Source organism: Streptomyces sp. NPDC057682, assembly GCF_042799575.1.
Classification (GTDB): Bacteria; Actinomycetota; Actinomycetes; order Streptomycetales; family Streptomycetaceae; genus Streptomyces.
The window spans coordinates 268,202-283,349 of the sequence record NZ_JBHVIN010000006.1; the positions used below are offsets into that span (position 1 = coordinate 268,202).

The window sequence follows — 15,148 nt, forward strand, 5'->3', positions numbered from 1 at the left end:
GCACACCTCGCCCGGCCCGATTGTCAGTGGCGGGTCCTACGGTTTTTTCATGACCCGATCCGTACAGGCGCTGGCCTACTCCCGTCCCTCCGCACTGCTGTCCTCGCAGGCGGGGCAGTCGCTCGGCCTGGAGACCGCGGGCGGCCTCACACCGCGCGGCGCCGAACCGCACCCCCGCTTCTTCGAAGGCTTTCTCGCCTCGCCGCACATCGCCGCGCGCGGTCTGCTGGCCGTGGCCGACGTGGCGTCCGCCCGGTACTACCAACGGAGTCTGCACGCGTCGTTGGACCCCGTGGTGACGGGCAACGGTGACCGGTTGCGCTTCGAGTCCTTCTCCGGCTGCTGCGGTGTCTACGCACGCCTCGACGTACTCAGCGAGGGCCTGGAGGGCGTCGAGACCGGGCACGGCACCACGAACGTGGATGTGAACAACCCCCTGCGGGAGGCGCTGTCCCGGACGGCCGGTGACGATCCGCTGCATCTGCGGGTGGGTCCGGAGGAACTGGCGGTCACGACGGCCCGTGAGCGGGTGGTGGAGAAGAAGATCCCGCTCCCCGACCGGTGGCTGCGGGGATTCGCGGAGGCCCAGGTGGCGTCCGCTGCGTTCGATCTGCGGGCTGAGCTCCCGGCGGCCGAAGCAGTCCGGTTCCTGCGCCCGCTCTCCCGCGCGTCCGGCGCCGCGTCGCGCGCTGTGCAGTGGGTGGTTCCGGCGGGCCGCGCGCTGCGGCCCACGTCGCGACCGGCGCCCGGGGCCGTCTGTCTCCCGGGACCGCAGCGCCTGGCAGCCCTGCAGCGCGTCCTTCGGTATGCGACGGCACTACGGGTGTACGGGCCTCCGGCCGACGGGGTCCCGGCCTCCAGCGCCTGGGAGGTGGTCCTGCCGGGCATGCGGCTGACGCTGACCCTGTCGCCCGAGGTGTCGCGCGGATTCTCCGGGGAGGGCGGTGTCCTGGAAGCTCTCGCCACGGACGACGCCGCAGCCGACGCCGAACTCGTCTCGGTGCTGCTGGCCTGGGAACCGCGTATCGAGCCGGCGGAGCTGGCGGAGCGGTCGGGCCTTCCGGTGGAGCGCGTACGGGCGGCGCTGACGCGGCTCGGGACCGCCGGCCGGGTCGGCTACGACCTCGCGGACGCGGCGTACTTCCACCGCGAGCTGCCGTACGACGCCGATCGCGCCGAGCGCCACAATCCGAGGCTGGTCGCCGCCCGTGTGCTGGCCCGGTCGGGCGCGGTCACGCTCGACGGCGATCTGGCCGCCGTGGCCTCCGCAGACCGCCGCTACCAGGTCCGTGAGCACAACGGCGCGCTGAGCTGCACCTGCCCGTGGTGGGCGGACTACCGGGGCCGGCGAGGTCCCTGCAAGCACGCCCTGGCCGTCCGCATGGTCCGCCGGGGCGCCGTTCCTGCGGGAGGCACACGATGAGCGAGCTGCTCACCGCGGTCCACGAGGGCCGCCTGGACGACATCCCCGCCCTCCTCGCCCCCCTGGGCAAGGCGGAACGCCGCGCGGTTCTGGACGAGTTGAAGGAGCTGCGCAAGGAGTCGCGCACCTGGCCGTGGGGCGAGCGCACGAGGACCCGGAAGGCGATCCTGATCGCCGGCGCCGGTTGTCACGGCGGGGCCGCGGGATGCGCCACGTGGATCGGAGCACGGGAGATGCGTGACTGGGTGCACTCCCCCTACCCGAGGCTGCTCGGCGTGCTGGCCGACCGCGATCCCGCATGGCTCGCGGATCTCGCCCGCCGTCTGAGTGCCCGCAGCATCGAGTCCGACGCGGAGTTCCGCCTGGTCGCCGAGCTGGTGCGGATGGCCGGCTGCCCCCTGCCCGTGTCGGACGGGCTGGTCCGGGGCTGGTCGGAGCGCGTCAACCAGACACGGTGGGGCCACCGCCGGTCGCGGCCCCTGGTGGACGTCCTGCGCGACGAGCCGCACCTCGCCGAGTTGGTGCCGCACCTGCTGGAGATGCCGGAGGTGCCCACCCAGGTGACGTGGACCAATACCCAGGACCCGACGGACGACTGGCCGACCTCACTGGCGGTGCTCACCAGGGAGGGCCTGCTCGACCGCGACCCGCTCGTGGACCGTTGCGTCACCCGTCTGCTCCGGGGCGGAAAGCCGTCGGACCTGCGGTTCTGTCTGCGTCTGTTGCAGGGGCTCGAACCCACGGCGGAGGAGGAGAGTGCCCGGATCACGGACTGGATGGCGATGGCGTCGGACGGCACGTCCGCCGTGGCGGGCCACGCCCTGTCCGTGCTCGCCCGGCTGGACGCCGAGGGCGGGGTCTCGGTGCGCCAGTGGGCCGAGGTCTCGGGTCCCGTCCTCTTCCGCTCCGAGAAAAAGCTGGTGCGGGCGCAGCTGGTCCTGCTGGGCAAGGTGCTGCGGCGCGCCCCGGAGGCGGCCGACGCACTGCTGCCGCTCGTCGCGGAGGTGTTCGGCCATCCGGACATCGCGGTCCAGGAGCAGGCCCTGAAGCTCGTGGCCCGCCATCTCTCCGCCACGGCACCCGCGGTGCGCGAGGAAGTCTCGGATCTGGCGGCGCAGTTGGGTCCGGTGCATCAGCCGGCGGCCCGCGCCGTCTTCGGTGAGACGCGGGACGGTGGTCCGCCGGTCGACGCCTACGAGGAGACCCTTCCGTCCGCACCGGTGGCGCGGCGCCTGGGGCCCGCCGTGTCCGGCGCGGCGGAGCTGGTGGAGGAGTACGTGTCCCTGGTCCGCACCCGTGCAGGGGAGGTGACCGCGTTCGAGCGGGTGCTGGACGGGCTGATCCGCTGTGCTCATGACGACCGGAAGGGTCTGACCGACGCACTGCCGACCGCCCTCGCGGGACAGTGGTGGGCGGATCCGGCGATCCAACTGTCCCAGGAGGAGATCGACCGCCGGTTCTCGCGGAACCACGACGGATTGCAGGTCGTCGTGGCCGCCTTCCTCGGAAGGGTCTCCGCCACCGCGATCGACGAGGGCCGCAGCCGGTGGACGGCCACGGGCAGTTGCTGCCACGCGGCCCTCGAAGGAGTGCTCTACGCCCGGCTGTGGGAGGCAGCCGCCGCGATTCGGAAGGGTGATCTGCCCTTCCTCCTCGCCACGCCCACGTGGCACACCGGCTCCCTCGACCCGGCGGAGCTGGTCGAGCGCCTAACCGTCTACCGCGACCGGGGACTCGCACCGGGCCCGGCCGACTTCGGACAGGCGCTGCTGAGGGTGCGCCGCACCGGCGAGGGGCGCGCGGCGGACGCGGCAGCCGCTCTCGGCACGCGGGAGGGGGACCGGCTGGCCGCCTGGATCCGTGCGGACGAGCCGGTGGCCCCCGTCCTGAGACGTCCTGTCGAAGTGGAGCCGCGGTCGGAGCGCGGCTGGCTCCAGCGGTCGGTGGTGAGCACGCGCCGCCTCCTCCTGGCCACGAAGGAGCGCCTGGTCATCCAGCAGGAGTTCCCGCGCACCTTCCACTGGCTCGGACGCCCGCACTCCCCGAGACAGCAGCGGTGCTACCACTGGGGCGACAGGTCGCCGCAGTGGATCGCGACCTTGCCCGAGGACGCCGACACGCTGGCGGCCTGGCTGCTCCCCTCGCTCACCGATGTCGAGGAACAGCGGGGCATGGCCTGGCCCCTGCCCGATCTCGCCGAGTCCGAGGGGCCGTCCGGGCACGCCGTCCATCTGGCGCTGGCCTACGGACTCGGGGCGCGATTCGCCGAGGACCGGCTGTCGGCGGTCGACGCGCTGCTGGTCATGGCTGCCCGGGGCAGGCTGGACGCGGAGTTGCTCTCCGGCCAGTTGGGGGACCTCATGGGGCGGGAGCTGGTGAAGCCGGCGAGGCTGGCGGACTCCGCCCGTACGGCGGCGTCGACGGGCGCCTGCCGGACGGTGCTCTCGGTGCTGGTCCCGGTGCTCCCCGCGCTGCTCGGACGGGAGAAGGCGCCGCGGGGGCTGAGCGATCTGCTCGCGGTGGCCGCCGAATGCGTGGAGCGGAGCGGGCCGCCGAAGGCCGGGCCGATACCCGGCCTCGCCGCCACGGCGGCGCGCGGCGGCTCGACCCAGCTGGTGCGGCAGGCGGCACGGCTGGAAGCGGCATGCGGGGAAGGACAGGACGCCACCCCGTAGGAAGGTCCCCACGTGGGGCAACGGAGCGGGTGTCCCGGCAGGGAACGATCCGGCCGGGACACCCGGGGACGAGCGCCTTCACTCGTCCGGAACGCCGGGAGAAGGCCACATGACAACCAACGGGAACCAGACGATAGGCCACCAGACCCACACTTAACCGATCGGTCACAGAGCGTTCGTGATCAGGCAACACCGTTCCCGCACAGTGAGGTCATGACTGATATGACACCCGCGCAGCATGCCCGCCGACCCCATCACTGGCGGCGGGACCTGATCGAGCTGGCCGCTCTGTTCACCGCCGTCGCCGTCGCCGACGCGATCGCGAACCTGATCGGGCACCAGCCGGACGGCCCGTATCTGCTGATCGCCTCGGCGGTGGCCCTGACGGCCACGGCCGCGTTCCACACCTGGTGGGCCCGGCGCCACAGTCACGCCCCTCCGCCGGACACCGGGGACGCAGCGGGTCGAAGCACGCCCCCCGGCGCGGTTGCGACCGGAGCGGTGCACGGCCAGGGGGTGAGCGGCACGGCGGAGGACACGGACCGCGAGCCGGGCGGGACCGTGCTGTGGCGGATGCGGACCACGGTCCGGGACGCGCCGGGCAGTCTGGCGGCGCTGTGCATGGAGTTGGCACGTCACCATGTCGACATTCTGACCCTCCAGACGCATCCGCTGGCGGAGGGCACTGTGGACGAGTTCCTGCTGCGAGCCCCCGTCGCCCTTCCTGCCGCACGACTGACCCGGGCCGTCTCCGAGGCCGGGGGCAGTTCGACCTGGATCGAGCGGGCCGATGCCCACGATCTGGTGGACGCCCCGACCCGGGTGCTCGGCCTGGCCACCCGGACGGCGCTGGACGCCGCGGAACTCCCCCTCGCGCTGAGGCAGTTGCTGGGCAGGTGCACCATCCACTCGCTGCCGGCGGTAACGATCGGCGGACGGGCCACCGGGGCGACGGCACCCGTCGAAGGTGTCCTGGAGGAGACGGTGATGCGGCTGCGCGATCCCTCGGGCGGCGTCATCACCGTGGAGCGCCCCTATCTCCCGTTCACTCCGACGGAGTTCGCGAGGGCGCGCGCCCTGGTCGAACTCGACGCCCGGCTCGGCCCGCGGGTCCCGCGCGGGAAGCACGTGCTCACCCTGCCCGAGGGCAACGCGATCACCGTCCGCCGCGCGGACCGGAGCGATCTCGAAGCGGCGCGGGCCATGCACGACCGCTGCTCCGAGCAGACCCTGCGCCTGAGGTACCACGGCCCCGTCGGCGACGCCGACCGCTACCTCGACCACCTGCTGAGCCCGCGCTTCGGCCGTACGCTCGCCGCGCAGACCGCGTCGGGTCGGACCGTGGCCCTCGGCCACCTTCTCTGGGACGGGGACGAGACCGAGGTCGCGCTGCTCGTCGAGGACGACTGGCAGCGGCGGGGCATCGGCTCCGAGCTGCTGGCCCGGCTGGTGGCGCTCGCCGCCGAAGCGGGCTGCGAGAGCGTCTACGCGGTCACACAGGCGTCGAACACGGGCATGGTCGCCGCGATGCGCGCGCTCTCGCTGCCCCTGGACTACCAGATAGAGGAGGGCACCCTGGTGATCACCGCCCGGCTCGGTGCGACGCCGGCGCACACGCTGACCCCGTACGAGCAGGCCGAGCGCTGACAGCGGCGGCATCGGCACCGGGTTCCCGGCCCGGCCGCCGATGCCGCCCACCGGTGCCGGGCCGCCGATGCCGCCCACCGATGCCGCCCAGCGGGGGCGGCATCGGCCGGTCGACCGGCAGCCCGGCGCTACCGCCCGGTCGCGCCACCCGCACCCGCCGGAACCGGTGCGGCGTCCTCGCTGCGGCGGGTGGGCGGCACCTCGCCGCCGAGGGCCTGGCAGAGGTCGCTCCACAGGTCCTCGACGTCTTCGAGGCCGACCGAGAGGCGAAGGAGCCGGTCGCCGACTCCGGCGGCGTGCCGGTCGCTCTCGTCCACGATGCGGTGGCTGATGGATGCGGGGTGCTGAATGAGGGTGTCCACGCTGCCGAGACTGACGGCGGGGGTGACGAGCCGCACCGCGGCGGTCACCCGGTGCGGGTCGCCGTACACCTCGAAGGACACCATGGCCCCACCGATCTCCGGATAGTGGACGCGGGCGACGCGCGGGTCGGCGGAGAGGCGCCGGGCGAGTTCGGCGGCGCTCGCCGAGGCGGCGCGGACCCGTACCGGGAGGGTGGAGAGACCGCGGAGCAGCAGGTATCCCGCCATGGGGTGGAGGACACCTCCGGTGGCGAAGCGCACCTGCCGGAGGCGGGCGGCGAACTCCTCGTCGCAGGCGACGACTCCGCCCATCACGTCGCCGTGGCCGCCGAGGTACTTCGTCGCGCTGTGCAGCACGATGCGCGCCCCGTGCTCGACGGGCCGCTGGAGGACGGGGGTCGCAAAGGTGTTGTCGACGAGCAGCGGGACCGAACCGCAGGAGTGGGCGACGGCGCGGATGTCGACTTCGGCGAGCGTCGGGTTGGCCGGCGTCTCGACGATGACCAGTCCGGTGTCGGGGCGCAGGGCATCGGTGATCCCGGCCGGGTCGGTCCAGGTGACCTCGGTGCCGAGCAGACCGGCGCCCAGCAGGTGGTCGCTGCAGCCGTACAGGGGTCGTACGGCCACGACATGGCGCAGCCCCTCGGCGGCACGGGCGAGGAGGACGGCGGTGAGCGCGGCCATTCCGCTGGCGAAGGCGACGGCGCTCTCGGTCCCTTCGAGGCGGGCGAGCGCCGTCTCGAAGCGGGCGTTCGTCGGATTGTCGAGGCGGGAGTAGACGGGCGGGCCGTCGGGGCGGGCGCCGGTGGCGGCGAAGGCGTCGATGCGTTCGGCCTCGCCCCGGGAGTCGTGGGAGGGGTAGGTGGTGGACAGATCGATGGGCGGGGCGTGCAGGCCGAGGGCCGCGAGGTCGTCGCGGCCGGCGTGCACGGCTTCGGTGGCCTGCGCCCTGAGCGGGGGTGTCGGCGAGGGCGCGAACGAGGCTTCGGTGTCCATGGCCCGAGCGTGAACACCGCACGGGATGTTCGGGAGAAACTCCGTGCTACGTTCGGCCGATGACCGATTCCGTCGCCCTGGACACGGTGGATCTGCATATTCTGCGGCTGCTGCAGAACGATGCCCGGACCACCTATCGCGAACTCGCGGCCGAGGTCGGGGTCGCTCCGTCGACCTGTCTGGACCGGGTGGCGCGGCTGCGCCGCTCGGGCGTCATCCTCGGCCATCAGCTGCGGCTCGACCCGTCCCGGCTCGGGCGCGGTCTGGAGGCGCTGCTGTCCGTCCAGGTGCGACCGCACCGGCGGGAGCTGATCGGGCCGTTCGTCGAACGGATCAGGGCGCTGCCCGAGTCACGGGCGCTGTTCCATCTGACCGGCCCCGACGACTATCTGGTCCATGTCGCGGTGACCGGGACCGCCGATCTCCAGCGTCTGGTGCTGGACGAGTTCACCTCGCGCCGGGAGGTGGCCCGGGTCGAGACACGGTTGATCTTCCAGCAGTGGGACTGCGGACCGCTGCTGCCGCCTGCGGCCGGAACGGCCGAGTCCCGGACGGGTTCGGGCTGAGTCCCGGCCGAGTCAGGCCCATGGGGCCGATTGATAGTGACTCGGGGGCCGTCCGTGTACGAGGATGTCCACATGTCAGACTCCTCCAGCAGCGCGCTGCCCCGCCAGGTCGCCGACGCCTACGTCGACGCGTTCATCGAACTCGACCCGATCTCCGGCACCTATCTGGGTGTCGCGGAGAGCTCGCGCCGCCTTCCCGACTTCTCCCCGGCCGGCCAGGAAGCCCTGGCCGAGCTGGCCCGTACCACGCTCGCACGGCTCGACCGGGCGGAGGAGCTGCCGGGTGCCGCCGATGACGCCGAGCGCCGTTGCGCCCGGCTGCTGCGTGAGCGGCTGACGGCGGAACTGGCCGTGCACGAGGCCGACGAGGCGCTGCGCGCCGTGTCGAACCTGCACTCCCCCGCGCATTCGGTGCGTGATGTCTTCACGGTGACGCCCACCGAGTCGGACGAGGACTGGGCGGCCGTGGAGGAACGGCTGCGCGCCGTGCCGGACGCTCTGGCGGGGTACCGCGCGTGCCTCGCGCTGGGTCTGGAGCGCAAGCTGCTCGGCGGTCCGCGTGCGACGGCCACGTTCATCGGTCAGCTCGACGAGTGGATCGGGGAGGGTGGGAACGGCTTCTTCCAGGAGTTCACGGCCCCGGGCCCGGAGGCGCTGCGCGCCGGTCTGGACGAGGGGGCCGCGCTGGCCACCGCCTCGCTGGTCGAGCTGCGCGACTGGATGCGCGACGTGTACGCGCCGGCCGTCGAGGGCGAGCCGGACACGGTGGGACGCGAGCGGTACGCGCGCTGGTCGCGGTATTTCAACGGTACGGATCTGGATCTGGACGAGGCGTACGCGTACGGCTGGTCGGAGTACCACCGGCTGCTGGCGGAGATGCGTGCCGAGGCGGAGAAGGTGCTGCCGGGTTCCGGTCCGTGGGAGGCGCTGGCCCATCTCGATGTGCACGGCAAGCACATCGAGGGCGTCGACGAGGTCCAGGTCTGGCTGCAGAACCTGATGGACGAGGCGATCGAGGCCCTGGACGGCACGCACTTCGAACTCGCCGAGCGGGTGCGCCGGGTGGAGTCCCGTATCGCGCCTCCCGGCGGCGCCGCGGCCCCGTACTACACGGGTCCGTCCGAGGACTTCTCGCGTCCGGGGCGTACCTGGCTGCCGACCATGGGCGAGACCCGGTTCCCGGTGTACGACCTGGTCTCGACCTGGTACCACGAGGGGGTTCCGGGTCATCATCTCCAGCTCGCGCAGTGGGTCCACGTCGCGGACAGCCTGTCGCGCTACCAGGCCTCGATCGGCATCGTCAGCGCCAACGCCGAGGGCTGGGCCCTGTACGCGGAGCGGCTGATGGACGAGCTGGGCTTCCTCCCGGACGCCGAGCGGCGTCTCGGTTATCTGGACGCGCAGATGATGCGCGCCTGCCGGGTGATCGTCGACATCGGCATGCACGCCGAACTGGAGATCCCGGCCGACTCGCCGTTCCACCCGGGCGAGCGGTGGACGCCGGCGCTGGCGCAGGAGTTCTTCGGCAACCACAGCGGCCGTCCGGCGGACTTCGTGGAGAGCGAGCTGACCCGCTATCTCTCGATGCCGGGTCAGGCCATCGGCTACAAGCTGGGTGAGCGGGCCTGGCTGCTGGGCCGGGAGAACGCCCGCGCCGCGCACGGGGACTCCTTCGACCTGAAGGCCTGGCACATGGCCGCGCTGTCCCAGGGGCCGCTGGGTCTGGACGATCTGGTCGACGAGCTGTCGAAGCTCTGACGACCGGCCGAGGCGGGTCCGGACAGCGTTCCGGGCCCGCTTCGGCATGTTGCGGGGCGTGTCCGCCCGGGGCGGGGACTGCCCGCCCGGAGCGGGGCGCCACGCCCGTCGCCGGCCCCGACCGGGCTGCGCGGGTCGGCACCCGAGCACCCGCCGCATCCGGCACGTCCGCCGCTTCCGGGCTCCGCACGGGCGGCGGGGCGCCCCGGTGGCCGTCTCAGCAGCCGCAGTCGGCGTCGGTGGCCGGGGCGGTCAGCGGGTCGGGGGTACGCCGTTCGGTCCCCTGCCAGGTCTCGTAGGCGAAGCCTTCGCGTGCCCAGTACTCGAAACCGCCGAGCATCTCCTTGACCTGGTAGCCGAGTTCGGCGAGGGCGAGCGCGGCGCGGGTGGCACCGTTGCATCCCGGGCCCCAGCAGTAGGTGACCACCGGCACGGCGGGGTCGAGCAGTCCCGGGGCCTGCTCGGCGATGAGCGCGGTCGGCAGGTGCAGGGCGCCGGGGACGTGACCCTGGTCCCAGGCCGCGGTCGAACGGGAGTCCAGGAGGACGAAGCCGGGGTCGCCGTCGGTCTCCATCGCGGCGGCGACGTCGGAAACATCGGCGTGGAAGGCGAGCGAGGCACCGAAGTAGGCGGCGGCCGCGGCGGGGGACGCGGGCGGGACACGGAGAACGGGGTTGCCGCCGAGGGCGGTGAGCTGCGAGGTCATGCAAGAAATCTACGAGCGGAGCACCGGTGCCGGGAAGCGGTGATCCACGGTGCCGGGCTTGATCCGCCGGGGATTTCCCTGTTTGCTCGCACCATGACCGACTATTCCCCGGACGCCACCGACTGGCGCATTCTGGACGTCCTGCAACGGGACGGGCGCGCCTCGTTCGCGGAACTGGCGCGGGCGGTGGCGATGTCGTCCAGCGCCGTGACCGAGCGGGTGCGCAGGCTGGAGGAGGCGGGGATCATCAGCGGCTACGCGGCCGTGGTCGACCCCGAACGGCTCGGGCTGCCGATCCTCGCTCTCGTACGCCTGCGATATCCCCACGGCAATTACAAGCCGTTCCACGATCTCATCGATACGACGCCGGAGATCGTGGAGGCCCATCACGTCACCGGCGACGACTGTTTCGTCCTCAAGGTGACGGCCCGCTCCATGAGCCATCTGGAGACGGTCTCCGGCAGGATCGCGTCGCTCGGTTCCGTCACGACCAGCGTCGTGTACTCCTCGCCCCTTCCGCGCCGGGCGATCAGTCGCTGACCACGTCCACGGCCCGGTGCCGTACGGAGGAGCCGTGCCGTTCCTTCACGACTTCGAGCTGGGCGGGGATGCGGCGGCGCAGATCGGCGACATGGCTGACGATGCCGACGCTGCGGTCGCGTTCGCGCAGGGAGTCCAGCACGTCGAGCACCTCGTCGAGCGTCTGCTCGTCGAGGCTGCCGAACCCCTCGTCGATGAAGAGGGTGTCCAGCCGTACGCCACCGGCCTCGTCGGTGACCACATCGGCGAGGCCGAGCGCCAGGGCGAGCGACGCGAAGAACGTCTCGCCGCCGGAGAGCGTGGCCGTGTCGCGTTCGCGTCCCGTCCAGGCGTCGATGACGTGCAGCCCCAGACCGGCCCTGCGGCCACCGGTGCGGGCGTCGGAGTGGACCAGCTGGTAGCGGCCGGACGACATCCGCCGGAGCCGCGCGGTGGCGGCCTCGGCGACCTGTTCGAGCCGGGCGGCCAGGACGTACGACTCCAGACGCATCTTGCGTTCGTTGTCCGCCGAGGTGCCCGCGGTGAGTCCGGCGAGCCGTGCGACGCGTTCGTACTCCTCGCGCACCGGGCCCAGGCCGCGCACCTCGTGCTCCGTCAGGGCGGACAGCCTGTCGAGTTCGGCGCAGCGTTCGCGGGCCGAGGCGAGGGCCGTCGAGGCCTCCCGCAACAGGCGTTCGGCCGTGTCGTGGGCGCGTTGCGCGGTATCGGGGTCGGCCGGTTCCCGTTCGGCGGCGGCCCGGGTCAGGGGCTCGGCGAGCCGGTCGGCGACGGCGGCGGCCTCGGCCTGCCAGGCGTCGATGCGGTGCTGCAGTTCGCGTTGCGCGGCATCGTCGAGAAGGGTCTCGGCGGCGGCCTGCGGCGTGTCGAAGCCCGCCCGGAACGCGGCGTCCGCGAGCCGGTCGTCGGCCTCCTTCAGCCGTGTGGCGGCGCCCTCCTCCTCGCGCACCGCCCCCGCCGCGTCGGCGAGCAGCGCGACGCGCCGCTGCACCAGTGCGGCGTGCTCGGCGACGGTGGCCGACGCTCCCCGCGCCTCGGCCAGCACCTCGGCCAGGGAGGCCTGTTCCCGGTCGAGCGCTTCGCGCCGTGACGTCCGGGCGGCGGCCCGGCGTTCCGCCTGCTGCCTTTCCTCGGCCCGCCGGGCCTGCTCGCGCTCGGCGGCCGCCAGCGCCTCCCGGGCGGCGTGGGTCCCGGCGGCGGTCCGGTGCGCCCGCGCGTGCTCGCGGGTGAGGGTGTCGACGAGCGCGGCGAGTTCGTCGACGGTGGGCTCCGGCGGAACGGCCGGAGTCGTCACGTCATGCCGCCCGGAGCCCGCCGGGGCACTGGAGTCGCGGCCGTCCGTCGCGCCGTCGGCCGTACTCTCCCCCTCGTCGGCGGACCGCGCCGCGACGCCCGGAACGTGTCCGTCCGCCTCCTCCTGGTCCGCCTCGGCACCCTCCAGGGCCTTGGCGCGTGCCGCCGCGTAGCGTTCGCGTACGGCGGAGAGGGCGTGTTCCGCGTCGGTGCGCTGCTGTTCGGCGCGGCGGTGGGCGGCCTCGGCGGCGTCCTCCGCCGCCTGGTCGACGTGTCCGTCCCCGGCACGGGCGGGCCGCGGATGGTCGGCGGAACCGCACACCGTGCAGGCCTCGCCCTCGACGAGATGCCGGGCGAGTTCCGCCGCGATGTCGCGCAGCCGTCGCTCGCGGAGGCCCAGCCACTCCTCACGGGCCTCCAGCGCGTGCTCGCGGGCGGCACCGAGCCGCTGCTCCGCCCCGGCGGTCTCGGTGGCGAGCGCGTCCCGATGACGGGCCGCGTCGAGGCGGCGGCGGGCCGGATCGAGACGGCCGGCCAGGAGTTCGGCGCGGGTGGCGGCCTCCTGGGCCTCCTCGATCCGGGCGTGGAGCGCGGTGCGGGTGGTCTCCCAGTCGGCGAGCCAGGTCCCGCTCTCGCGCAGCAGGTCGTCGTCCGCGCGGGCCTGGCGGTCCAGGGCGGCGCGTTCGTCGTCGATCTCGGTGCTCCGCCGTTCCGCGCGACGTGCCGCGTCGAGCCCGCCCAGTTCCTCGCGGAGCCGGCGTTCGAGCCCGGCCAGGTGGTCGGCGCCGGCGTCGGCCAGTCCTGCGGGCAGCATCCCGCGTGCGCGGTCGCGGGCGACGCTCGCGCGCCGGTACGCGCGGTCGGCCGCGTCCCGGAGTTCCAGGGCCGGCGCGACGAGGTCCGCCTTGCGGGCGCGGTCGAGCCGGGCACGGGCCTCGTCGTGCCGGGGCCGGCCGGCCTCCGAGGCGGCGGCGCGGCGGCCGGTCTCGGCGTGGCGGTCCTGGAGCGCGGCCAGTTCGCGTGCCTCGTCCAGCACGGCACGGGCGGCGGCCTGCCGGTGCTCGGTGGCCGTCAGGTGGGCGCGGGCCAGGTCGAGCCGTTCCCGGGCGGCGCTGCGGGCGGCCGCGGCCCAGCCGAGGACCGCGTCGGCGAGGCCGGGCTCGCCCGGCTGGACCTCGGGCACGGGGCACTCGCGTCCGGCCGGTCCGGCGGCCTGGGCAAGGCGCTGGGCGAGGGCGAGGATCTGTTCGTCCCCGGTCCTGACCCGTTGCTCGGCGGTCCGCCGGAGTTCGGCGAGCCGTTCCTCGACGGCCGCGAAGCGGCGGGTGTCGAAGAGCCGGCCGAGCAGTCTGCCGCGCGCCTCCGCGTCGGCCCGCAGAAAGCGGGCGAAGTCGCCCTGCGGCAGGAGCACCACCTGGCAGAACTGGTCCCTGCTCATCCCGATGAGCTGGGTGATCTCCTCGCCGATCTCCTGGTGGGAACGGCTGAGCGCCTGCCAGCCCCGCTCCGGGTCGTGGGCGCGCAGCCAGCTCTGGGCCTTCTCCGTGGTGTGGCCGCCGCCGCGCTTCTTGGGCCGGGGCTGGGCGGGCCTGCGGGTGACCTCCAGGCGCCGCCCGGCGACGGTGAGTTCGAGGCGTACCTCGGTGGGGAGACCGGCCGGGGCGTGGTCGCTGCGGAGCGTGGTGCCGGGGTTCTGGCGGGTGCCGGGCACCGCCCCGTACAGGGCGTAGCAGACGGCGTCGAGGACGGAGGTCTTCCCCGCGCCGGTGGGCCCGTGGAGCAGGAAGAGCCCGGCGGACGAGAGGGCGTCGAAGTCGATCTCCTGGGTGGCGCCGAAGGGGCCGAAGGCCGTGACGGTGAGCCGGTGCAGCCTCATCGGTTCACCTCGTTCACGGTGTCGTCGATGCGGACGTGGTCGAAGGCGCGGCGCAGGACGGTCCGCTCGTGCTCGTCGGTGCCGGATCCGCCACGGACATGGGCCACGAAGTCCTCCGCGATGCTCTGGTCGTCGCGTCCCCGAAGGCGCTGGGCGTACGAGGTGTGCGGGTCCTCCGGAGCGCGGTCCGGTTCCAGCACGAGGCTGAGGATGTGCGGGAACCGTTCGGTGAGGCGGGCCATCGGCTCGGCGGGGCGCACGGGATCGGTGAGGGTGGCCTCGACCCAGGACTGCTCGTGGCGGTCGAGGGCGGGGTCGTCGAGCAGGTCGTCGAGGCGGCCCCGGATCCGGGCGAGGCGGCGCGGGACGGGGCAGTCGACGCGCTCGGCGCCGATGCCGCCCGTGGCGTCGAGGTCGATCAGCCACATGGTCTTGCGGTGGTCGGCCTCGGAGAAGGAGTACGCGAGCGGCGAGCCGGAGTAGCGGACGCGCTCGGAGACGGTCTGGCTGCCGTGCAGATGGCCGAGGGCCGCGTAGTCGACCCCGGCGAAGACCCCGGCGGGGACGGCGGCCACGCCGCCGACGGTGATGTCGCGTTCGCTGTCGCTCGGTTCGCCGCCGGCGACGAAGGCATGGGCGAGGACGACGGACCGGGTGGTCGCGGGCCGACCGGCCAGGTCGGCGCGCACGCGGTCCATGGCCGCCGTCAGGACGGCTTCGTGCCCGCCCCGGTCCGTCCCGAAGACGTCCCTGACGAGGGCCGGCTCCAGATACGGCAGCCCGTAGAACGCCACGTCCCCGTGGGCGTCGGGGATGACGACCGGGGTGCCGCAGTGCTCGGGGTCGGTGCGCAGATGGATGCCGGCACGGCCGAGGAGCCCGGCGCCGACACCGAGTCGGCGCGCCGAGTCGTGGTTGCCGGAGATCATGACGGTGGGCACACCGGCGTCGGCCAGCCGGTGCAGGGCGTCGTCGAACAGTTCCACGGCGGACAGCGGCGGCACGGCCCTGTCGTACACATCACCCGCCACGAGCACCACGTCGACCCGGTGCTCCCGCACCGTCTCCACCAGGTGGTCGAGGTAGGTGGCCTGCGCCTCGTGCAGCGGGACGCGGTGGAACGACCGGCCCAGGTGCCAGTCGGACGTGTGCAAGATCCTCAAGAGCCGGCTCCGACCTGCGTGTTCCGCTTCCCCGTGCGCCGCGTGCGCGGCTGCGAGGGGCGCGCGGGCAGGGCGGTGGCGACGGTGCCCGTGCGGCCCGGGACGGTGTCCGCCCCGGGTGCGTGCTTCTGCCCCTGCTCCCTCAC

Annotated in this window: 10 protein-coding genes; 6 read left to right on the plus strand and 4 right to left on the minus strand. The window is 73.7% G+C overall.

All coding sequences use genetic code 11. From position 1 onward, the window contains the following. The first annotated feature begins 49 nt into the window (after positions 1-49). From ACFVDM_RS13305 to ACFVDM_RS13315, 3 genes are all read left to right on the plus strand, one after another. Positions 50-1,423: an SWIM zinc finger family protein gene (locus ACFVDM_RS13305; protein WP_383637473.1), complete on the plus strand. Its 1,374-nt coding sequence runs from the start codon at positions 50-52 to the stop codon at positions 1,421-1,423. After that, a complete protein-coding gene (locus ACFVDM_RS13310) occupies positions 1,420-4,098 on the plus strand; it encodes a DUF6493 family protein (RefSeq protein WP_383637476.1) in 2,679 nt (892 codons plus the stop codon). Before ACFVDM_RS13305 ends, ACFVDM_RS13310 begins: the two co-directional genes overlap by 4 nt. 222 nt (positions 4,099-4,320) lie before the next feature. Then, entirely contained in the window at positions 4,321-5,745 is a 1,425-nt protein-coding gene (locus ACFVDM_RS13315) for a GNAT family N-acetyltransferase (RefSeq protein WP_383638022.1), read from the plus strand. A gap of 128 nt (positions 5,746-5,873) precedes the next feature. On the opposite strand, the gene ACFVDM_RS13320 is transcribed toward ACFVDM_RS13315, so the two are convergent. Beyond that, on the minus strand, positions 5,874-7,103 hold the full coding sequence (locus ACFVDM_RS13320; RefSeq protein ID WP_383637479.1) for a trans-sulfuration enzyme family protein: 1,230 nt from the start codon (positions 7,101-7,103) through the stop codon (positions 5,874-5,876). 59 nt (positions 7,104-7,162) lie between these two features. Between ACFVDM_RS13320 and ACFVDM_RS13325 the strand changes: the two genes are divergently transcribed. Both ACFVDM_RS13325 and ACFVDM_RS13330 read left to right on the plus strand, forming a co-directional pair. After that, entirely contained in the window at positions 7,163-7,669 is a 507-nt protein-coding gene (locus ACFVDM_RS13325) for an Lrp/AsnC family transcriptional regulator (protein ID WP_383637482.1), read from the plus strand. Positions 7,670-7,741: 72 nt separating this feature from the next. Continuing rightward, positions 7,742-9,427 carry a DUF885 domain-containing protein gene (locus ACFVDM_RS13330; RefSeq protein ID WP_383637485.1) on the plus strand — a complete coding sequence of 562 codons (1,686 nt, stop codon included), beginning with the start codon at positions 7,742-7,744 and terminating at the stop codon, positions 9,425-9,427. A 217-nt stretch (positions 9,428-9,644) separates the two neighbouring features. Here ACFVDM_RS13330 and ACFVDM_RS13335 read toward each other — a convergent pair whose 3' ends face one another. Next, the gene (locus ACFVDM_RS13335; protein ID WP_383637488.1) at positions 9,645-10,133 is read right to left on the minus strand and encodes a rhodanese-like domain-containing protein; all 489 of its coding nucleotides are present in this window, start codon (positions 10,131-10,133) and stop codon (positions 9,645-9,647) included. A gap of 93 nt (positions 10,134-10,226) precedes the next feature. Here ACFVDM_RS13335 and ACFVDM_RS13340 point away from each other — a divergent pair, with 93 nt between their 5' ends. Continuing rightward, the gene (locus ACFVDM_RS13340; RefSeq protein WP_383637491.1) at positions 10,227-10,673 is read left to right on the plus strand and encodes an Lrp/AsnC family transcriptional regulator; all 447 of its coding nucleotides are present in this window, start codon (positions 10,227-10,229) and stop codon (positions 10,671-10,673) included. On the opposite strand, the gene ACFVDM_RS13345 is transcribed toward ACFVDM_RS13340, so the two are convergent. Both ACFVDM_RS13345 and ACFVDM_RS13350 read right to left on the minus strand, forming a co-directional pair. Continuing rightward, a complete protein-coding gene (locus tag ACFVDM_RS13345; RefSeq protein WP_383637494.1) occupies positions 10,663-13,839 on the minus strand; it encodes an AAA family ATPase in 3,177 nt (1,058 codons plus the stop codon). The genes ACFVDM_RS13340 and ACFVDM_RS13345 overlap by 11 nt on opposite strands. Further along, positions 13,836-15,002 carry an exonuclease SbcCD subunit D gene (locus ACFVDM_RS13350; RefSeq protein ID WP_383637497.1) on the minus strand — a complete coding sequence of 389 codons (1,167 nt, stop codon included), beginning with the start codon at positions 15,000-15,002 and terminating at the stop codon, positions 13,836-13,838. The genes ACFVDM_RS13345 and ACFVDM_RS13350 overlap by 4 nt, the downstream gene beginning before the upstream one ends. Positions 15,003-15,148 lie beyond the last annotated feature (146 nt).

Bases quoted from the DNA above. Each gene is read 5' to 3' on its own strand.
- ACFVDM_RS13310 (WP_383637476.1), top strand. From the start codon at position 1,420: ATGAGCGAGCTGCTCACCGCGGTCCACGAGGGCCGCCTGGACGACATC.
- ACFVDM_RS13305 (WP_383637473.1), top strand. From the start codon at position 50: ATGACCCGATCCGTACAGGCGCTGGCCTACTCCCGTCCCTCCGCACTG.
- ACFVDM_RS13315 (WP_383638022.1), top strand. From the start codon at position 4,321: ATGACACCCGCGCAGCATGCCCGCCGACCCCATCACTGGCGGCGGGAC.
- ACFVDM_RS13330 (WP_383637485.1), top strand. From the start codon at position 7,742: ATGTCAGACTCCTCCAGCAGCGCGCTGCCCCGCCAGGTCGCCGACGCC.
- ACFVDM_RS13320 (WP_383637479.1), bottom strand. From the start codon at position 7,103: ATGGACACCGAAGCCTCGTTCGCGCCCTCGCCGACACCCCCGCTCAGG.
- ACFVDM_RS13340 (WP_383637491.1), top strand. From the start codon at position 10,227: ATGACCGACTATTCCCCGGACGCCACCGACTGGCGCATTCTGGACGTC.
- ACFVDM_RS13335 (WP_383637488.1), bottom strand. From the start codon at position 10,133: ATGACCTCGCAGCTCACCGCCCTCGGCGGCAACCCCGTTCTCCGTGTC.
- ACFVDM_RS13325 (WP_383637482.1), top strand. From the start codon at position 7,163: ATGACCGATTCCGTCGCCCTGGACACGGTGGATCTGCATATTCTGCGG.
- ACFVDM_RS13345 (WP_383637494.1), bottom strand. From the start codon at position 13,839: ATGAGGCTGCACCGGCTCACCGTCACGGCCTTCGGCCCCTTCGGCGCC.